This is a genomic window from Clostridium hydrogenum (assembly GCF_021432385.1).
GTDB lineage: Bacteria > Bacillota > Clostridia > Clostridiales > Clostridiaceae > Clostridium_S > Clostridium_S hydrogenum.
The window spans coordinates 427,245-447,034 of record NZ_JAEACT010000002.1; the positions used below are offsets into that span (position 1 = coordinate 427,245).

At 31.9% G+C, this 19,790-nt stretch carries 12 protein-coding genes and 8 tRNA genes; 5 read left to right on the forward strand and 15 right to left on the reverse strand.

Annotated elements, in window-relative coordinates:
• Positions 1-183 precede the first annotated feature (183 nt).
• The 3 genes from CUEA01_RS01995 to CUEA01_RS02005 all read right to left on the reverse strand — a co-directional run bounded on the left by CUEA01_RS01995 (position 184) and on the right by CUEA01_RS02005 (position 5,703).
• On the reverse strand, positions 184-2,010 hold the full coding sequence (locus CUEA01_RS01995) for an APC family permease (RefSeq protein WP_234117465.1): 1,827 nt from the start codon (positions 2,008-2,010) through the stop codon (positions 184-186).
• A 45-nt stretch (positions 2,011-2,055) separates the two neighbouring features.
• A complete protein-coding gene (locus tag CUEA01_RS02000) occupies positions 2,056-3,291 on the reverse strand; it encodes a competence/damage-inducible protein A (RefSeq protein WP_234117466.1) in 1,236 nt (411 codons plus the stop codon).
• Positions 3,292-3,678: 387 nt separating this feature from the next.
• Entirely contained in the window at positions 3,679-5,703 is a 2,025-nt protein-coding gene (locus CUEA01_RS02005) for a methyl-accepting chemotaxis protein (protein WP_456237146.1), read from the reverse strand.
• Positions 5,704-5,926: 223 nt separating this feature from the next.
• On the opposite strand from CUEA01_RS02005, the gene CUEA01_RS02010 reads away from it, so the two are divergent.
• Entirely contained in the window at positions 5,927-6,904 is a 978-nt protein-coding gene (locus CUEA01_RS02010) for a DnaD domain protein (RefSeq protein ID WP_234122106.1), read from the forward strand.
• Positions 6,897-7,883: an ATP-binding protein gene (locus CUEA01_RS02015; protein ID WP_234117467.1), complete on the forward strand. Its 987-nt coding sequence runs from the start codon at positions 6,897-6,899 to the stop codon at positions 7,881-7,883. Before CUEA01_RS02010 ends, CUEA01_RS02015 begins: the two co-directional genes overlap by 8 nt.
• A gap of 493 nt (positions 7,884-8,376) precedes the next feature.
• Here the strand turns inward: CUEA01_RS02015 and CUEA01_RS02020 are convergent.
• From CUEA01_RS02020 to CUEA01_RS02055, 8 genes are all read right to left on the reverse strand, one after another.
• Positions 8,377-8,452: transfer RNA gene (locus CUEA01_RS02020), tRNA-Thr, on the reverse strand.
• A 14-nt stretch (positions 8,453-8,466) separates the two neighbouring features.
• Positions 8,467-8,543, reverse strand: a tRNA-Asp gene (locus CUEA01_RS02025).
• Positions 8,544-8,550: 7 nt separating this feature from the next.
• Positions 8,551-8,626 (reverse strand) — tRNA-Val (locus CUEA01_RS02030).
• Between the two features lie 11 nt (positions 8,627-8,637).
• Positions 8,638-8,712: transfer RNA gene (locus CUEA01_RS02035), tRNA-Glu, on the reverse strand.
• A gap of 5 nt (positions 8,713-8,717) precedes the next feature.
• Positions 8,718-8,793: transfer RNA gene (locus CUEA01_RS02040), tRNA-Thr, on the reverse strand.
• A gap of 14 nt (positions 8,794-8,807) precedes the next feature.
• Positions 8,808-8,884: transfer RNA gene (locus tag CUEA01_RS02045), tRNA-Asp, on the reverse strand.
• A 6-nt stretch (positions 8,885-8,890) separates the two neighbouring features.
• Positions 8,891-8,966: transfer RNA gene (locus CUEA01_RS02050), tRNA-Val, on the reverse strand.
• A 12-nt stretch (positions 8,967-8,978) separates the two neighbouring features.
• Positions 8,979-9,053: transfer RNA gene (locus CUEA01_RS02055), tRNA-Glu, on the reverse strand.
• A gap of 351 nt (positions 9,054-9,404) precedes the next feature.
• On the opposite strand from CUEA01_RS02055, the gene CUEA01_RS02060 reads away from it, so the two are divergent.
• The 3 genes from CUEA01_RS02060 to CUEA01_RS02070 all read left to right on the forward strand — a co-directional run bounded on the left by CUEA01_RS02060 (position 9,405) and on the right by CUEA01_RS02070 (position 15,783).
• Positions 9,405-11,732: a putative bifunctional diguanylate cyclase/phosphodiesterase gene (locus tag CUEA01_RS02060; RefSeq protein WP_234117468.1), complete on the forward strand. Its 2,328-nt coding sequence runs from the start codon at positions 9,405-9,407 to the stop codon at positions 11,730-11,732.
• A 172-nt stretch (positions 11,733-11,904) separates the two neighbouring features.
• Positions 11,905-14,094 carry a YhgE/Pip domain-containing protein gene (locus CUEA01_RS02065; RefSeq protein ID WP_234117469.1) on the forward strand — a complete coding sequence of 730 codons (2,190 nt, stop codon included), beginning with the start codon at positions 11,905-11,907 and terminating at the stop codon, positions 14,092-14,094.
• Between the two features lie 453 nt (positions 14,095-14,547).
• Positions 14,548-15,783 (forward strand): BaiN/RdsA family NAD(P)/FAD-dependent oxidoreductase, encoded by a 1,236-nt coding sequence (locus tag CUEA01_RS02070; RefSeq protein WP_234117470.1) that lies wholly within the window; start codon positions 14,548-14,550, stop codon positions 15,781-15,783.
• 284 nt (positions 15,784-16,067) lie between these two features.
• Here the strand turns inward: CUEA01_RS02070 and CUEA01_RS02075 are convergent, their stop codons facing one another.
• The 4 genes from CUEA01_RS02075 to CUEA01_RS02090 form a co-directional block, all read right to left on the reverse strand.
• Positions 16,068-16,679 (reverse strand): sugar O-acetyltransferase, encoded by a 612-nt coding sequence (locus tag CUEA01_RS02075; protein WP_234117471.1) that lies wholly within the window; start codon positions 16,677-16,679, stop codon positions 16,068-16,070.
• A 545-nt stretch (positions 16,680-17,224) separates the two neighbouring features.
• A complete protein-coding gene (locus CUEA01_RS02080) occupies positions 17,225-17,971 on the reverse strand; it encodes an acyl-[acyl-carrier-protein] thioesterase (RefSeq protein WP_234117472.1) in 747 nt (248 codons plus the stop codon).
• Between the two features lie 157 nt (positions 17,972-18,128).
• A complete protein-coding gene (locus tag CUEA01_RS02085; RefSeq protein ID WP_234117473.1) occupies positions 18,129-18,314 on the reverse strand; it encodes a DUF1858 domain-containing protein in 186 nt (61 codons plus the stop codon).
• Positions 18,315-18,485: 171 nt separating this feature from the next.
• A complete protein-coding gene (locus tag CUEA01_RS02090) occupies positions 18,486-19,772 on the reverse strand; it encodes an adenylosuccinate synthase (protein WP_234117474.1) in 1,287 nt (428 codons plus the stop codon).
• Between the last annotated feature and the right edge of the window lie 18 nt (positions 19,773-19,790).

Consider the following 19,790-nt stretch of genomic DNA (forward strand, 5'->3'; position numbering starts at 1 on the left):
GAGCGTTTTGGAACGATTTAAATGGCATCTTATAAATCTTAGAGAAATATTTTCAAAAGCCTTAGAACTTTCAATTGTCTGAACGATAGTGAGTTATTGAAAGTTCTTAGGCTTTTAAAAATATTCCTCTTAGATTTATTGATGCCATTTAATGTTCCAGAATGCTCTTACTTCACAATAATTTTAGATTCCATACGGCACAGTTATTATTGTAACCTTATCATCCTGAAGCAAAACATTTTTTAAAAACAATGCAGTTTGATTATGTAGTATATTTCCCCACCACTTTTTCACAACAAATTGAGGCATAACTACCGTAACTACATCATCTTTATCTGAAGGATGCTCTACAGAATGTATATATTCCATCAAAGGCTCTTCTATATTTCTATATGGTGACTCTCTTATTACAAGTGGCACATCAATTTTATAAGCTTCCCACTTCTCTTTAAGCTTCTCAGTTTCACCTTCATCAAAAGACACATGAAAAGCAACTATATCATTTGATAAACACCTTGCATAATTAATAGTCTTTATAACCGACTTATTTAATCCAGCTATAGGAACAATAAAATGCCTTGCTTTTTCTGCATCGCACTTAGGGAAATCAACATTCTCCATACTAAGCTGGTTCGCTGTTTCATTATAATGCTTTTTTATCTTAAGCATACCTGCAACAGTTATTGGTATAATTAAACACACAATCCATGCGCCGTGAATAAACTTAGTATATCCAATTATAATAACTGTTATAAAGGTCATTACTGCTCCAAGCCCATTTATGCAAGCTTTATGGAACCATCCACTTTCACGTATTTTTACCCACCTTACTACCATTCCCACTTGAGATAGCGTAAATGAGATGAAAACACCAACCGCATATAATGGAAGTAAATAATGAGTTTCTCCTTGAAATATTATAGTTAAAAGTGATGCACTTGCACTTAATAAAATTATCCCATTTGAATAACTTAGCCTATCTCCACGTTTTGTAAACTGTCTTGGCGCATAGCCATCTTTTGCAATTACAGAAAGTAAAAGAGGCATATCCGAAAATGAAGTATTAACAGCCATAATAAGTATTAAAGTTGTTGCAAATTGAATCAAATAAAACATAAAACCATTCCCAAACACTTGAAACGCAACTTGAGATATTACTGTCTTTTGAAGATTAGGTACCGCATTATATAATGTTATTAAATAAGCCATACCTCCAAATATTATTGCAACAAGAGCTGATAAAAGGAAAAGCACAGTTTTAGCATTTTTCTGCGCAGGCTTTGCAAAATTAGGTATCCCATTACTTACAGCTTCTACACCCGTAAGTGCCGTACATCCACCTGCAAAAGCTCTAAGCATGAGCATTGCAGTAATATCACCACTGGCTTTAAGTGTAGTTTGAAAGTTTTGAGGAGTATACCCAAAAATCTTAACTTTAATAATACCATATATTATTAAAAACAATACTGAAAAAATAAATAAATATGTTGGTATACTAAATATTTTAGCTGATTCACTTATACCTCTTAAGTTACCCACTGCCATAATTAAAATTAATATTATAGTTATTGTTACCTTATGCGGCAGTAACGAACTAATAGCAGAAGTTATTGCTGCTGTTCCAGCACTAGCACTAACTGCTACCGTCAATATGTAATCTATTATAAGTGCCCCACCTGCTGCAAGTCCGGGTATTGTCCCAAGATTATCTTTTGCAACAATATATGCTCCACCACCATTTGGATAACTATCTATGGTTTGCCTATATGAAAAGACCAACAAAGCTAAAAGTATAATTATTGCCACTGATACGTAGAACATATATTTATAAGATAAAAGTCCAATTATAGGTACAAGTACCCACAGTATTTCCTCACCTGCATAAGCCACAGACGATATAGCATCACTTGCTAATGTGGGTAATCCACTAATTACGCCAAATTTTTGACCATGAATCTCTTCCGATTTTAACGGTTTTCCTATTAAAAATCCTTTTAGTCTGTTAAACATGAATTTCACCTCGCAAGTATTTTATCCAATACATGCGATTATTAATCATAAAATCATTATTTCTCTTCTGATCCAGTCAAGTGCTTTATTTACAACTCTATTTCTAACTTTCTGCCTATCCCCCGGTATATTAAGCTTTCTTGTTTTTACAACTCCATTTACATATAAGCCAACATATACAAGTCCAACAGGTTTTTCTTCTGTTCCACCGCCTGGTCCAGCTATGCCAGTTGTTGAAATCCCTATGTTTGTATTGGATGTTTTAGCAATTCCCTCAGCCATTTCTGCTGCTGTTTCGCTGCTAACCGCTCCAAACTTATCTAAAGTTTCTTTTTTCACTCCTAGTCTTTGCATCTTTGCTTCATTGCTATAGGTTACAGCTCCCTGCATAAAAACTTCAGAGATACCAGGATAATTTACAAGTCTACCTGCAAGAAGCCCTCCTGTACATGATTCTGCCGTTGCTATGGTAAGTTTTTTATCAATAAGAAGCTTGCCTAAAACTTCCTCAAGAGATGTATCACCTACCCCATAAACATTGTCCCCTAATCTATCACGAACTTCCCTTTCCATAGGTTCAATTAGTTTTAATGCTTCTTCTTCACTATCTGCCTTTGCTGTTATTCTGAAGGTTACTTCATTTTCTTTTGCATATGGCGCAATAGTTGGATTTATTTGCTTATCCATTATATCCTTGATTTTTTCAGCTGCACTCCCTTCCCCTATTCCAGAAACTCTAAGGACTTTTGAAACAAGCACACCTTCTTGATATTTCTTTAAGTAAGGTACAACATAATTTTTAAACATCGGTACAACTTCTCTTGGTGGTCCAGGAAGCATAATTACACACTTGCCCTTTTCATCAATAACACAACCTGGTGCTGTACCATGATCATTTTTAAGTATTGTGCAGCTTTCTGGAAAATACGCTTGCTTCTTATTATTATTACTTAATGGTACACCTAGTTTTTCAAAGTATTTTACTATAAAATCATAAGATTCCTCATCAAAAACAAGCTTTTTATTAAAGTACTCTGCGGCAGTTTCCTTAGTTAAGTCATCATCAGTTGGTCCAAGTCCTCCTGTCGTTATGACAATATCCGCTCTCTCAATAGCAAGCTTAAATTCATCCTTAAGTCTATCGACATTATCACCTACTACTGCTTGATGATAAACCGAAAAACCCATATTCGCTAATTCCCTCGATAAAAATTGAGTATTTGTGTTTAAAATATCTCCAAGTAAAATTTCTGTTCCTACACATAATATTTCAGCTTTCACTTTTACCCACCTCCTACGTAGATAGACAATTTAAAAAATTAAAATTGCTAATGCCAAATGTATTCTGTTAAACTAGAATTTGTAGAGCAGAGTACAGATGACGGAGTACAGAGTACAGTGAAGGATGATTTACCTTTCACGATGCTCAGGTAAATCTTAAACTTAACTGTATCAGCTTCGCTGAATACCAGTGGCATTGCGTAAGCAATAAAAAATAAGTTTTAAGATTTTTCTACGCCCGCGTAGAAAAATCATCCTTCACTGTACTCTGTACTCTGTACTTTGTACTCTGGCTTTTAAATCCCAGTTTTCCAGGATAAGCTTGGTATTTGCAATTTCAATATTCCAAGTTGTATACCTATATTATATCTCTTTATAAAATTTATTTTAATACTTAAATTTATCTACTGCTTCTTTTAGCTTTACAACAAATCCATCTAATTTTTCTGCTGCTCCATTAATTTCATGCATACTAGCTGTATTTTGTTCCATAGATGCTAAAACTTCTTCTGATGCTGCTGAATTTTCTTCTGTTATTGCCGCAACACTAGTTACATTATCAAGTGTTGCTTTTGACTTTTTATCCATATTGTTTGATGAAGAAAGAACCATATTTACACTTGAAATAACCTCGGAAAATGAGTTTTCTATTTCAGCAAAGTTTTTTTCGACTTTCCCAGCAACATTAACGCCATTATTTACATTACTTGTACTATCCTTCATAGAATTAACTATTGTTTCAACTTGATCTTCAATTCCTTTTATAAGTTCTATTATTTCCTTTACAGCTTCACCTGATTGTTCAGCTAGATTTTTAACTTCATTTGCAACTACAGCAAAACCCTTACCATGTTCACCAGCTCTCGCAGCCTCAATCGACGCATTAAGTGCTAGTAAATCAGTTTGACTAGCTATACTACCTATCACATCAACAATCTGACCTATTTTTTTAGAATGCTCATGCAGATTTTTCACCTCTTGAACATTTATATCATTTGTTTTCTCTATACTTCTGATACTTTCAATAGTTTCTTTAATTCCCACTGCGCCACGATTATTAGCTTCCTTGCATACCTCAACCAATTTCATCATGTTTTCACATTGCTTAAGCACATCATTTATTTCTAATGAAAGTTCTTCCGTTGCTTTAGATGCTTCTGTAGCATTTTCAGCTTGTTTTATCGACGCATCAGATGTCTCCTGCATGCACCTAGCAACTTCATTTGTTAGATGTATACTATCTGAAGTTGTCAAAGTTAAATCTTTAGATAAACTTTTAACTTCCTTTGTATAACCATCTATATTGCCAATCATTTCTTTTAATTTGTCTACAGTATCATTCAAACTATGAGCGACTTTTCCAACTTCATCATGATTTTTCACTTGAATTTTTCCAGTAAGATTTCCAGCTGCAATTTGAGCTGAAAAAGTTGATAATTCAGAAAGCGGATTTGTAAGTTTTTTAGCTACAAATAAAATTATTAATGAAAAAATAACCGCAATAAGAATTGTTATAAGAATTAATGTATGCATCAACTCTCTAGCTGGAGCAAATAATTCATTTTCATTAACTACACTTGCTACTCTCCAACCAGATGAATCAATTTTATTGTAAAAAGCTATGTATTTTTCATTACCTTTTGTAAATCTATAAACACCTGATTTTCCCTTTAACATTTCAGTGCCAAGTGCTTTTTGTGTTTCATCTTTAACTTCAGAGATTTTCTTTTTCATTACTAAACTCTTATCAGGGTCAACTAAAATAGTGCCATCACTACTTATTAGAAGACTATATCCTTTGTTGCCATACTTAAAAGCCTGCACCTTATTTTGGATATAAGCTAAATTGACTGCCGAAACTGTAAAACCAACAGATTTCGAATTGTCATCTTTTATTGGTACACCTATTACAACAAGTGTTCTTCCACTACCTTTTGAAATTACTGGATTGGATATGACATATTCATTTCCAGCCATAAGTGCTTGATACCACGGTTTTACTTTATTATTTACTACTTTTAACTGATCACCATATGCAACACTCATAACACCGCTATTATCAAACAAGCCTCCACCTGCATCATCATATTCATTAGGGTACTTTTCATTATAATATTTCATACGTTGTAAATTAAATTGATTAAATGCTCCTAAATCTGATGTTATATTCTTTGCCGTAGGCGTCACTGATGCTTCTCTTACTTCAAGCAACTTACCATTAAGCCATGTGTCTATATTATCTGACATTTTGCTTGTACTTTCTGTTTTACTTTCTATAAGCTGATCTTCAATAGTGGTATTAAATTTAGCAAAAGCAACATAGCTCAACACAAGCATTCCGGCTATAGCCGTTGGTAATATGCTAAATAATAATTTTGTTTTAAAAGACAATTTTTTTATCAATTTGCCCACCTCCCTACTTAATACTTTATATGTATATATTACAAATTGCAACAAATGTGTCCTTTATTTCGACAAATATTACTTAGATTTAACCTTTAATCTTATAAACTACTGCTACTTTTTATTATTTTCGCTATACATTAAATTTTTTGATTTTATAACTGTATTGTTATATTTGCAGTTTATATTATAATATAGGTATATAATATCTTTTATGAAAGGTTGCGATACTATTAGTACTTTCATGTTTAAAACTAAAAAAAATAACGTTACACCAGTTAACAATATATTTATTGAAAAATATATGCCAAACGCAAGAGGAGAATATGTGAAAGTATATCTTTTAGGTCTTAAGTATTGCATGTCCGATGAGCCCGGTATAAATTCATCCATGATGGCTTCAATCCTTCATCTACTTGAAACTGATGTAATAAATGCTTGGAATTATTGGAATGATGAAAATGTGGTTAAACTAATTCCTTTAGATAATATGGGTAATTTCAGTATACAATTTTTAGATATAACCGAAGATTCAGAAGAAAAAGCCGAAAATATTGATTTATTAAATGAACTAGATAAAAATGCTATAAAGGGCATGCTTCAAGATATTGAAAAACTTCTTGGAAGAACTCTTTCACCTAAAGAAATGACATTATATATAGGTTGGCAAAACGACTTTAATTTTTCACCAGAAATCATTCTTCTTCTAATTCAATATTGTGTATCTAAGGGTAAAACTGATTACAGGTATATTGAAAAAATAGCATTTGCTTGGCATGATTCAAACATTAAATCTATAGATGATGCTCAAACTTATATTAAAAAGCATGAAGATAAATGGATTAAAATTAGGAAAATCTTAAATTACCTTGGAATCAAGGATGCAGAAATAATGAAACCTCAAGAACAACTCCTTGAAAAATGGATAAATTCATACAACTTTACTGTTGATGTAATATTTAAAGCTTGTGACATATGCTTTGAAAGGATAAATAAAGCCGACTTCAAATATATAGATGCCATTTTAACAAATTGGTTTAAAGCAGGCATTAAAACTGTAACTGATATAGATACTAAGGATTTAAGGAAATCAACTTTCAAACCAAATAAACCAAATATTGCAAAAGGAAACTTTAATAATTATGAGCAAAGAAATTACGATTTTGATGATTTAGAAAAAAAATTATTAGGATGGGATAATAATGATTAAAAAATATGCTGAAGAAATCGAAAAAATGTATTCTCGAATACGTGAAAAGGAAGAAGCCGATTTAAAAACAAGAAAAGAAGAAATAAACACTAAACTACCAGCAGTAATATCCTTGGATAATAAAATAGGTAAGCTTTCAATAGAATTGTCTTTAAGCATGTTTAAAGATATTAAACAAGATAGAGATACATACATTAAAACCTTAAAAAATCAAATTACAGAACTTAGAATAGAACGATCTGAAATGTTATCCGCTAACGGTTACCCAATTGACTATTTAACTTTAAAATATAGATGTCCTAAATGTAAAGACACTGGTTACATAGGAACTCAAAAATGTTCCTGCTATAAAAAGTATTTAATTAAATTTTACTATGATGATTCAGAGTTAAAATCTTTGTTAAAACTTAATAACTTTGATAACTTTGATATAAATTTTTATTCAACAAGAAAAAATCCAACTGAACCAGAAAGTCCACGAAAAAATATTGAAAAAATTTTCGCTAAAGCCATTAATTTTGTAAGTAATTTTGATGCTTCTTCAGAAAACTTCCTTTTTTATGGCAGCTCCGGAACAGGTAAAACTTTTTTATGCCAGTGTATTGCAAAAGATTTATTAGATAAAGGTCATCTTGTTATGTATAAAACCTCTGACGATTTAATTCATTCTTTAAAAAAAATACGCTTTGATGGCGATTCAACATTAGAAGATTTAATTGTAAATTGTGATTTGCTTATTATTGATGATCTTGGCACAGAACAAATAAATGATTTTTCTAAAACAGAGATTTTTAATTTATTAAACAAAAAAATTCTTCTAAATAAAAAAATGATTATTTCATCAAATTTAACCTTGGAAGAGCTTTCTAGGATATATTCAGAAAGAATGACTTCACGACTATTTGGCGACTTTACCTTATGTAAATTTTATGGAGACGACATAAGGGTAAAGAAAAACTTAAACAGGATGAAAGACTAGGTGAAGCAATAATATTGAAGAGCCATTAAATAAAATTAATAAATCTAAGGGGTTAATTATTAAAATCCTAAGAGTTTTCAATAACTCGCTATTCGTTCAAACAATTGAAAACTCTAAGTCTTTTAACAATTAACCCCTAAGATTTATAAAATTTTATTTAAATCGTCTCTTCAATACTATTGCTTCACCTAAACTGGTATTAAGGAAAAAATTCCTCCGTGCCTACGGAATTTTGTAATAAAAAACACTTCAGATATTCACAATATAGCCTATATATTTTTTTAAATAATACTACAAAAATTAAGTTCATTCCACTGCTCTAATGCAAATTGTATATCGATAAACACCATGGAAGATTGAAATTACTAATACCAAATCCCTCCTGTTAAATTACAATTTTTATAGCAGAGTACAAGGAAGTATAATTTGCCTTTGGCTTCTTAACATTCTTTTTACAAAAAACAAAAATTCCTTAGAAAAATCTAAGGAACTTTGGTGCTGGCAGAAGGAATTGAACCCTCAACCTACTGATTACAAGTCAGTTGCTCTACCAATTGAGCTATGCCAGCTTGATATTTAATTATGGCGACTTGGAAGGGGATCGAACCCTCGACCTCTGGCGTGACAGGCCAGCACTCTAACCAGCTGAGCTACCAAGCCATAATTGTGGTGGGCATTACAGGGCTCGAACCTGTGACCCTCTGCTTGTAAGGCAGATGCTCTCCCAGCTGAGCTAAACGCCCACAATAAAATATGGTGACCCGTACGGGACTCGAACCCATGATACCACCGTGAAAGGGTGGTGTCTTAACCGCTTGACCAACGGGCCATATTTGGTGCTGGCAGAAGGAATTGAACCCTCAACCTACTGATTACAAGTCAGTTGCTCTACCAATTGAGCTATGCCAGCATAATATTTAATTTTGGCGACTTGGAAGGGGATCGAACCCTCGACCTCTGGCGTGACAGGCCAGCACTCTAACCAGCTGAGCTACCAAGCCGCATTGTGGTGGGCATTACAGGGCTCGAACCTGTGACCCTCTGCTTGTAAGGCAGATGCTCTCCCAGCTGAGCTAAACGCCCACAATGAAATATTGGTGACCCGTACGGGACTCGAACCCATGATACCACCGTGAAAGGGTGGTGTCTTAACCGCTTGACCAACGGGCCATATTCTTTTGTCGCTTGCGTGTCTCGCGCACCGACAAGTAATATAATACAAAAAAAATTATCATCTGTCAACACATTTTTTAATTTTTTTTTATTTTAATTTATTAATTTTGTTTTAGGCGTCAATTTTATTAACCTTTATCACCTCCAAAACCGCTTAATTTCAGTAGTTACATAACACCTGTCTTTCTAGAAATTTATTTGCAAATCAAATCACTTACTCATCTATTTTATTTTATTATTTTACAAATAGCATCTTTTTATTACACTTTTTTATTTTTACTATTTTATATTTTGACCTTTTAGAATATTATATAAATATAGTACATATTTAGGGGGGATATCTTATATATGAATAAATCAATAAAATTATTATATGTGATTCTTTCATCAATATACATAGTACTTTTTTACTTATTTTTATTTTTTGAAAAATTAACTCATACATATGTCATAGCTATCCCAGATATTTTTCAAACTATAGCTTTAGCAATAACTGTATTCATACTAATAAAAACTTCTCAAAAGGTATCAGATTCAAGAAAATATTTCTGGATACTTTTATCAATTGGCTGCAGCTTATATTTTATTTCACAAATAGTTTGGGATTACCAAGAGATAATAGAAAAACATACTAATCCTATTTTTCAATATAGCTTATTTGGAGGCTTTTTGCATGGAATCTTCTACATATGTGCAGCCATTCTTATAACTTATAAAAAAAGGGATATATATTGGCTTATTACTCTGATTATAGACATACTGACTGTTCTGTGCTTATTTACAGCTATTATACTAGTTTATGCCATCATTCCACTATTCCGAAATTACAGTTTATTTTTACTTTTAGAATATACCGTTTATCCAATAGGCGATTTAATTGCTTTGATTGTGCTAGCAAGCCTTCTTCTATCTTTAAAAAAAGACGATATTGAAAAAAAACCTATTGCACTTATTTCTTTAGCCTTTTTTATATTATCTATAGCAAATTTAGTTTATTCTTTTTTGTCCATAAATAATAAATATTTTACTGGAAATTTAATTGACCCCTTGTGGGCTGCATGCTTTCTTATAATTGGATTATCTGGTATTGAGTACATGCAGTTAATTGATACAACAAAAAATTTTGCTAAAATAAGCAAGCATCAAAGTAACTATTCCATACGTTCAGTAAATATTATCCCTTTAGTGAGTCTAATAATACTATTTATATTAAATTTATTAACTGAAGACAAAATTATACAAGCCTTTTTTGAAATAAGTACACTTTTGGTTATAGTCAGACATATTATCATAATTTTTCAAAATAAAAAACTAATATTAAGCCTTCAAGAACTTAATAGTAATTTAGAGTCAAAAGTATTTGAACGAACTAAAGCTCTTTCAAATATGGCTTTTCATGACCAACTCACAGGACTTGCTAATAGAAGATTATTTGAGAACACTTTAAAAAGAATAATTTATTTTTCAAAAAGAAATAACAAGCAATTCGCTCTATTATTCTTAGATTTGGACAGATTTAAAATTATAAATGATACTCTAGGTCATGATGTAGGTGACACCTTACTTAAAGAAATTTCGATACGCTTAAACAAATGTTTAAATCCAAATTGTTTCATTTCAAGGCAAGGTGGCGATGAATTTGCTATTGTAATTAAAGATATTGAATCAATAGATGAAGTCAATACAATTTCGAAAAAAATACTAAGCTATTTATCTAAACCAATATCACTTAACAATCATTTTACCTACATAACTTGCAGTATAGGTATTGCACTCTACCCTGTGCATGGCGATACCCTTGAAACTTTAATGAAACATGCTGATTTAGCTATGTATTCTTCAAAAGCTCTCGGTAAAAACACTTATGAATTTTACAATTTCAATATAGACAAATTAAATTCCAAGAAATTACTTGTGGAACAAGAACTTCGCCATGCAATAACTAATAATGAATTTAAATTATACTATCAGCCACAGATTTCTATGGAATCCGAGCAACTCATAGGTGCTGAAGCATTAATAAGGTGGATTCACCCTAAACATGGAATAATATCACCCGTTGATTTTATTCCAGTAGCAGAAGAAACAGGTTTAATAGATATCTTGGGGGCTTGGGTACTTGAAACTGCATGCAAACAAGTTAAAGACTGGCAAAATAAAGGACTTATGCCTTTTAAAATTGGAGTAAATGTTTCTCCTCATCAATTTAAACAAGAAAATTTTGTAGAAACTGTATACAAAACTTTACAGAGTGCAGATTTATTGCCAGAATATCTTGACTTAGAAATTACAGAAACAATAGCAATAGAAAATGAATTTGATGCAATAAAAAAATTAGAAGCTTTAAAAAAGTTAAATATTAAGATTTCTATTGATGATTTTGGAACTGGTTATTCTTCCTTAAGTTACCTAACAAAATTCCCCATTGATACTTTAAAGATTGATAAAAGTTTTGTCGAAAATATAGGTAAAGACTCCAATAGTAAAACTATTGTTTCAAGTATACTCGCAGTAAGTACTAACTTAAATATAGATGTTATTGCTGAAGGCGTAGAAACTAGAGAGCAGTGGGAATTTTTAAAGTCCCAAAATTGCCCCAAAATACAAGGTTACATATTTAGTCCCCCACTTCCAGCTAATGAATTTGAAAATTTACTAAAAGCTAATTCACTATGATTAAAATGTAAAAAAAAATTAAAAATTTTATTAAGTTGGCTTAAATACTATGTTTTAGCTTCTGCTAACGTTTTCTTTACAATTATCTCCTAGTGCAAAATTAGTTGAATTGTGTTATTTTTATACTGACCAGTAAGTACAAAAATAAAAAAAGAAAGAGAGGAGGAATTTTATGGAGTTAAATAATCCAAAATTCAATAAAAGTTTCTTATGGAAGATTATCGCCATAGTTACTTTCGCAATCATGTTTATTCCTATGATGTATTCACTTTTCTATTTAGGAGCCTTTTGGGATCCATATGGAAGTTTAAAAAAGGTACCTGTAGCATTTGTTAATCTTGATGAATCTTATAATAAGGATGGCAAAAGTTATACGTACGGAAAAGATTTAGAGAACAAACTCAAAGATAATGATTCATTTAAATGGGAATTTGTAAGTTACAATAAAGCTAAAGACGGTGTAGATAGTACATCTTATTATGCTATGATAGTAGTCCCTAAAGATTTTTCTAAAAAGCTAGCCAATTCAACAAGTGGTGATTTTCAAAAACCACAAATAATATATAGAGCTAACAAGGGAAGAAACTTCATATTCTCTCAACTTTCACTAAAGGGTGCTGAAAGCATTCAAAACCAACTAACAAATAACATCTCAAAAGAAACTTCAAAGGTTTTAGTTGATAAATTATATGATGTGAAGGATTCCTTAAAAGATGCTAGTGATGCACAAAATAAAATTCAAGATGGAACTCAAAAGTTATTAGACGGAAGTGGAACACTCTCTACAGGTATAGGCGCTGCTTATGATGGTGCTGGAAAGCTTAAAACCGGATTAGACACTGCTGCAACAGGTTCATCTCAACTTCAAAATGGTTTAAGCCAACTTGTTGATGGACAAAAGCAAATAGTTGATGGTACTGGAACTTTAATAGGTGGGTTAAACACCTTTAAAGTAAGTCTTTCATCAGGTGGAAGTAGCATGAACCAATTGGTTTCTGGTGCGCAGTCTACAGATGATAGTATGAACACTCTTGCAGCTTCACTTACCAATAATGCAAAACCTTTTAAAGACAACATGGATAAAGCCGCTAATGGAATTACTCAAGTTGCAGATTTAGTTACTGCTGCTAATACTTACATGACTCAAGCAACAGCAGATTTAAAAGCAGGCGATACAGGAAAAGCTTCTGATGATATGGCTACAGCACAGCATTACCTTAGTGTGATACAAGAACAGGATATAAAAACAAATATAGCTAAGCCATTAAGCGAAAGCGATACTGCTCTCGACCAATATGCTCAAAAAGCATCAGCCTTAAGAGCTAAGGGAACTGCACCAGTTGCAGCTGGCGTTAAGCAAGCAGCAAACACAGTTAGCCAAACTCAAGCTGCTGCAGCAAGTGGTGTTGATAAGTTACTTGCAGGTGCAACTACTCTTCAAGCTGGAAGTTCTAAAGTTTACAACGGATTAACTTCAGCATATACTGGAAGCACTTCACTTACAAGTGGTTTAGGAACAGCAGCTTCAAGCACAGGAACACTAGCAAATGGCCTTGGGCAATTAAACGATGGAGCTAAAACTTTAAACACTAGCCTTGGAACTTTAAATGATGGAACTACAAAATTAAAAACTGGACTAAATGATGGATATACAAAGCTTAATGACAACTTAAAATTTACTTCAACAGCAATGTCAAACTTTGTTTCTGATCCAGTTAAATTAAGTGATCAATCTATAAATAATGTTAAAAAATACGGTGAAGGACTTGCTCCTTACTTTATTTCACTTTCATTATGGTTAGGCGCAATGTTTATAAACCTTGTTTTAACTTTAATCGATAAATTAAAGTTAACTGAAAGCAAATTCTTTAACAGCTTCATTGGAAAATTTATAACTGGAGTAATTTTAGTAACAGTACAAGCTACAATATTAGCATTTTCATTAAGCGCTGGTTTAGGCTTAGATGCTGTAAAATTACCTTACTTGTATCTAAATAATATATTTACTTCTATAGTTTTCTTTAGTGTAATGTACGGCTTATCATCAGGCTTTGGAGTTATGGCAACACCTATTTCCTTTGTTCTATTGATATTACAATTATCCGCATGCGGTGGTACATTCCCTATAGAAACAGCACCAACCTTCTATAGAGTAGTTGGAGAATTTATACCTATGACTTACACTGTTAGAGTAGTGAGAATGATACTTAGTGGAATAAACCACTCTGATTTGATGCACAACATCTCAATACTATTAACATTTATGTTTGTCTTCCTTATAGGCGGTTTCTTAATACAAGCCTTTAGAAATAAAATTAAAGGTCAACTTGCTTCTAAGGAATCTGAAGAAAGCGTAGCATAATTTATAAAAAAGACTGGAGAGATAGCACTGCTCTCCAGTCTTTTTTATTTTCACGTCTTTTAATACTTGAGATTATTACAATTTAACACAGAGTACGGAGTACAGAGCACAGAGTACAACGAAGGAGGATTTTTCTCCGTTAGCACTACGAAAAATCTGAAAACTTATTTTTTTATTGCTGCGCAATCGCGCCATCAATGGCGCTCAGCGAAGCTGACACCATTTTAGTTTAAGATTTACCTGAGAAAATCGAAAGGTAAATTATCATTCTTTGTACTCTGTACTTTGTACTTTGTACTCTGAGTTAAATTGTAATTTGTCAGGATAAACTTGGAACTTGCAATTTTCAAGTTTCAAGCAGTTTATCTCTGCCTATAGCTTTATTCTCAGTTTTGCTGTAAAATATAATAACATTAAACTGGCTTTATATAATTATAGTAGGGAGCGATATAAATGAAAGTCATAATAATTGGTGGTGGTGCAGCTGGAATAATGGCAGCTATATCGGCTAAAGATTCCGGCCATGATGTCAGTATACTTGAAAGAAATGACAGAATAGGCAAAAAAATTTTAATGACTGGTAATGGCAGATGTAATATAACAAACAACAATGTAAATGAAACTAGATATCACAGTGATAATAAGAACTTTTTTGATTTTGCTTTAAATACCTTTAGCAAAGATGATACTATAAATTTTTTTAATATGCTAGGGCTTCCTCTAGAAACACTTGATGGTGGCAAAATGTATCCTATGTCACTTCAAGCATCTTCTGTACTTGATATTCTCAGACTTGCACTTGAAGACAGAGGAATACCTATATATACAGATTCAAAAGTAATTAAAATTAAAAAAGAAAAAAATGTCTTTAAGCTTATATGCTCAAATGATGATATATATGAATGTGATAAGGTTATTTTAGCTTCTGGAGGAAAGTCAGCCCCTAAAAGTGGTTCTGATGGTCTAGGTCTATCCATAGCCTCTGATTTAGGTCACAGCATAATAAATCCATTTCCTGCTCTTGTTCAGCTTAAATTAAACCATAAAAGCCTTAAAGCATTATCCGGTATAAGATTTGATGCAAATACTAAAATTTTAGTTGATAACAAAGTAAAGAGAACTGAATTTGGCGAAATTTTATTTACAGATTACGGTATATCAGGTCCTCCTATACTACAACTAAGCAGAATAGCTTCTTTAAATACTGCATCAAAGAAAAATGTTAACCTTGAAATAGATATACTTCCAAATATCAAGGATTGTGACGTAATTGAATTTTTTGAAAATCACTTTGGAGCATTTAGCTATAGGAGTGTATTTGATTCACTTATTGGTATAATACATAAAAAAATCATACCAGTAATTTTAAAAGAAGCAGGAATACTAGATATTCATAAACCATGTTACGAACTAGCTTGGAATGAAAAAAATAATTTGTTTAAATTACTAAAGGAATGGAATTTTGAAGTAATTGGTACAAATTCCTTTGACAACTCACAGGTCACAGCAGGTGGCGTAAATACAAAGGAAATCAACGAAAAAACATTTGAATCTAAATTAGTTCCAGGTTTATATTTTTGCGGTGAGATTCTAGATGTTGATGGAGACTGCGGCGGATTTAATCTTCAATGGGCATGGAGCTCTGGCTATATAGCGGGACAATTAAAGCAGAGTACAGATTACAGATGACAGAGTACAGTTAAGGATGATTTACCTTCCTTACGTCAGGCAAATCTCAAACTTAAATGTTGTCAGCTTCGCTGAACAGCATTAGGACCGAGATTGCGTAAGCAATCAAAAAATAAGTTTTAAGATTTTCTGTAGCAAGGATTATTAATATACAAAGTTTTATTGTACTACTATTGACAGTGCATCTACTAAGTTAAAGAACCTACATGGGCTTACGCCCAAACCCCTAGCAAGTGTATCCTTCACTGTACTCTGTACTCTGTCATCTGTACTCTAAATAAAGATTACTTATAATCATCTACATCAAATTCATAGTTTTTATAATAGTATTTACGGTCTTCTTCGGTAATTTCTCGAACAACTTTGCAAGGGTTTCCTACTGCTATTACATTATCAGGAATATCTTTAGTAACAACACTTCCTGAACCTATAACAGCATTATTTCCAATATGAACTCCAGGATTTACAACAACATTTCCACCAAGCCAAACATTATCGCCTATTGTTATACCAATCCCATACTCATATCCAGAGTTTCTCGAATCCGGATGTATTGGATGTCCAGCCGTATATAAAGAAACATTTGGTGCAAATTGCACATTGTCTCCTATAACTACCTTTCCAACATCTAAAATTGTACAGTTATAATTAGCGAAGAAATAATCTCCAATCTCAATATTTTTTCCATAATCACAATGAAAAGGCGCTTCAATATGAACTTTTGCCCCCGCTTTACCAAGAATATCTCTTATTAAATTGTCAATTTTCTGGCTTTCTTCTGGTCTACAGCAATTATACTCATATATTTTCTTTTTATTCTCTATTCGTTCTTCCTCTAATCCGTCTAACCAAGCTTTATATGGCAAACCTGCTAACATTCTATCCTTCTGATTCATGATTATATTCTCCCTTTCTATAAAAATCATATTTGCTATGTATAAGCATTTATCATTATAGTTTAATGCAATCTTGTCACATTTCTAAATCATTAACTGTTTATGTAATATTAAAACCAAAAACTTTTATTTACAACACTATACAAATTAAATATAATATTTTATATAAGTATATTTTTTACAACAAATATGTTGAGGTGTATGCCTATGAATATCACTGAAATGCTATTTATAATATCAATATTACTATCTCTTGTTTTGTACTACGTTATAAAAATTTTAGAATCCGCCTAAAAAAAACTATAATGAAATATATGATCTTATTATTCATAATCATCTCAGTTATAGCCTATGCCTTTATCTACTTATCAAATTACGATGGATGCGGCGGATTTTCTTTTATATTTATTTTTTTAGAAGCAGTACTATTGTTAATTTTTAGCTTTATTGAAAAACTATACAAAAAACTCAAAGCTTAAGACTTACCTAAGCAGCCGCTTAAGGCAAGTCCTTCTTATCTTCTGTACTCCTTACTCTGAATCACCTTAAGCCTTTGTAAGTATTACCTTTATAAGAGTAAGTTTTTCACCTTCTGCATTTTTTATTACATTCTTAAAAGTATATCCGTCTTCCGTTTCGTCCATTTCCGTTTCAACAGTTATTTTTTCACCGTATGAAACTTCTTTTTCATAAATTACTTTTATGTCTGAAATACTACAGTTTGTCACTACTTCTAATGGAACATTCTCAAGAGCCCAAGATACATATTTAACATTATTTACATGCATATTTGTATCTATGTCACTATATCTAACATTAAATTTCTTCTCAAAATCTATTTTTTCAGGTACAGATAATTTCTCAAACTCAAGCTGAGTATCATCATCTTTTGTAAGTCCGTATGCTGTATAAATTTCTTCATTAACTCTGCAGGGTTTTCTTTTTTCTGTGTTGATTAAAAACCAAAGAGAATTTGCTTCTCCTATTTTTTCACCTTTGTTAAATATTTCAAATTTTCTATATGCATAAAATTTTCTTATAGAATAAGGACAAGTTCTCACTGTTATCGTATCATTATACTCAGGATACTTGTCCATGTGAACATCCCATTTATAAACAACCCAAGCAATTTTATTGTCCATTAAGTAATTCATACCTACACCAAGTTTTTCACTTTGATAAGTAGCTATATCCCCTAAATAATTCATTATAGATGTAATATTAGCCCTTTTCTTATAATTCACCTCATAAAAATGAATATTATACTCTTTATCAGTTATAACTCTTTCCAACTTCAATCACCTCAAATATAAAAATAAGCACCATTAATGTTTAATTATAACATTAATAATGCTTATTTTAAAGTAACTTTATTACAAGTCACCAAATTATAAATGAGCAAATGCCATCTATAACCTTATTTTACATATAATCAAAATATTTTACTGATTATTTATTTAATGCGTTCATTAATTCGTCTACGTTTATTCCATGAACCATTGCAGCTTCTTCTATAGTTTCACCTTGAGCTGAAGGACAAGCAACGCAGCCCATTCCAAAACTCATTAAAACTTGAGCAGCATCTGGGTATTGTCTTATAGTTTCACCTATAGTCATATCCTTAGTTATACTCATAATACACAACCTCTTTTCTTTTATTGATGATTATATTATACCTAAGTTTTTCAATATGTCAAAACCTATTTGGTTCAATTCACAATGCATAGTTCACAATTCACAATGATTTCTTACTTTTCTCCGCTAAAGCTATAAAAAATCTTCCTTCATTGTGAATTGTGAATTGATTTAAATATCTGTTACGTTCATTGTCTGGTCTCTCTTAGGTCCTACTGAAACAATAGATATCTTGGTATCAGTAAGTTCCTCAATTCTTTTTAAATATTTTTTAGCGTTTTCAGGAAGCTTGTCGTAACTTCTAGCCTCTGCTACTTCCTCGCCCCATCCGTCAAATTCTTCATACACTGGTTTACATAAAGCTAAATCTTCAAGGCTTGCAGGAATGTAATCTATTATTTTACCGTTAAAATCATAACCTACGCACATTTTAACTTTATCAATTCCAGCTAATGTATCTATTTTAGTCATTGCAAAGCTTGTAAGTCCTGAAACTCTTGCAGCTTGCTTTAATATAACTACATCTAGCCATCCACATCTTCTAGCTCTTCCAGTTGTAACACCGTATTCATGTCCTACTTCTCTTATATGATCTCCCATTTCATCAAATAATTCAGTTGGGAAAGGGCCTTTTCCTACTCTAGTTGTATATGCTTTTGCAATTCCAACTGCACTATTAATCATGTTTGGTCCTATTCCTGTTCCTGGACATACACCACCGCCTATAGTATTTGATGATGTAACATATGGATAAGTTCCATAATCTATATCTAAAAGGTTACCTTGCGCTCCTTCAAAAAGCACATTCTTACCACTTTTAATTTCATTATACACAATAACAGAAGTATCTTTAACATATGCTTTCATTTTTTCCCCATATGCAAGGTACTCTTCACACATTTTATCATAATCAAATTCTTCAATACCATACACTTTTGTTAATATAGCATTCTTTATTTCTAAATTTGATTTTAATTTTTCCTTAAACACTTCAGGATGCATAAGATCACAAACTCTTATTCCTGATCTTTCTGCTTTATCTGTATAGCAAGGGCCTATTCCCTTTCCTGTAGTTCCAATATCTTTTTTACCTCTTAATTTTTCATTTGCACCATCTAATGCTCTATGATAAGGCATTATAAGGTGAGTTCTATCACTTATAACTAATTGGTCAGGAGCAACTTCAACTCCTACACCCTTTAAATATTCAATTTCTTCAAATAGAGCTTTAGGATCTAAAACTACTCCATTTCCTATAACATTTAATTTATTTTTATATAATATTCCAGATGGTATAAGGTGCAATTTATATTGTTTATCACCTACTTCAACAGTATGACCTGCATTATTTCCACCTTGAAACCTAACAACCACGTCAGCTCCTTCTGCAAGATAATCTGTCATCTTACCTTTTCCTTCGTCTCCCCATTGGGCACCTAAAACTATAAATGCTGACATAACAATTCCTCACTTTCA

Coding starts and splice junctions, on each gene's coding strand:
- CUEA01_RS01995 (WP_234117465.1), bottom strand. CDS start 2,010: ATGTTTAACAGACTAAAAGGATTTTTAATAGGAAAACCGTTAAAATCG.
- CUEA01_RS02015 (WP_234117467.1), top strand. CDS start 6,897: ATGATTAAAAAATATGCTGAAGAAATCGAAAAAATGTATTCTCGAATA.
- CUEA01_RS02060 (WP_234117468.1), top strand. CDS start 9,405: ATGAATAAATCAATAAAATTATTATATGTGATTCTTTCATCAATATAC.
- CUEA01_RS02065 (WP_234117469.1), top strand. CDS start 11,905: ATGGAGTTAAATAATCCAAAATTCAATAAAAGTTTCTTATGGAAGATT.
- CUEA01_RS02070 (WP_234117470.1), top strand. CDS start 14,548: ATGAAAGTCATAATAATTGGTGGTGGTGCAGCTGGAATAATGGCAGCT.
- CUEA01_RS02075 (WP_234117471.1), bottom strand. CDS start 16,679: ATGAATCAGAAGGATAGAATGTTAGCAGGTTTGCCATATAAAGCTTGG.
- CUEA01_RS02085 (WP_234117473.1), bottom strand. CDS start 18,314: ATGAGTATAACTAAGGATATGACTATAGGTGAAACTATAAGACAATAC.
- CUEA01_RS02090 (WP_234117474.1), bottom strand. CDS start 19,772: ATGTCAGCATTTATAGTTTTAGGTGCCCAATGGGGAGACGAAGGAAAA.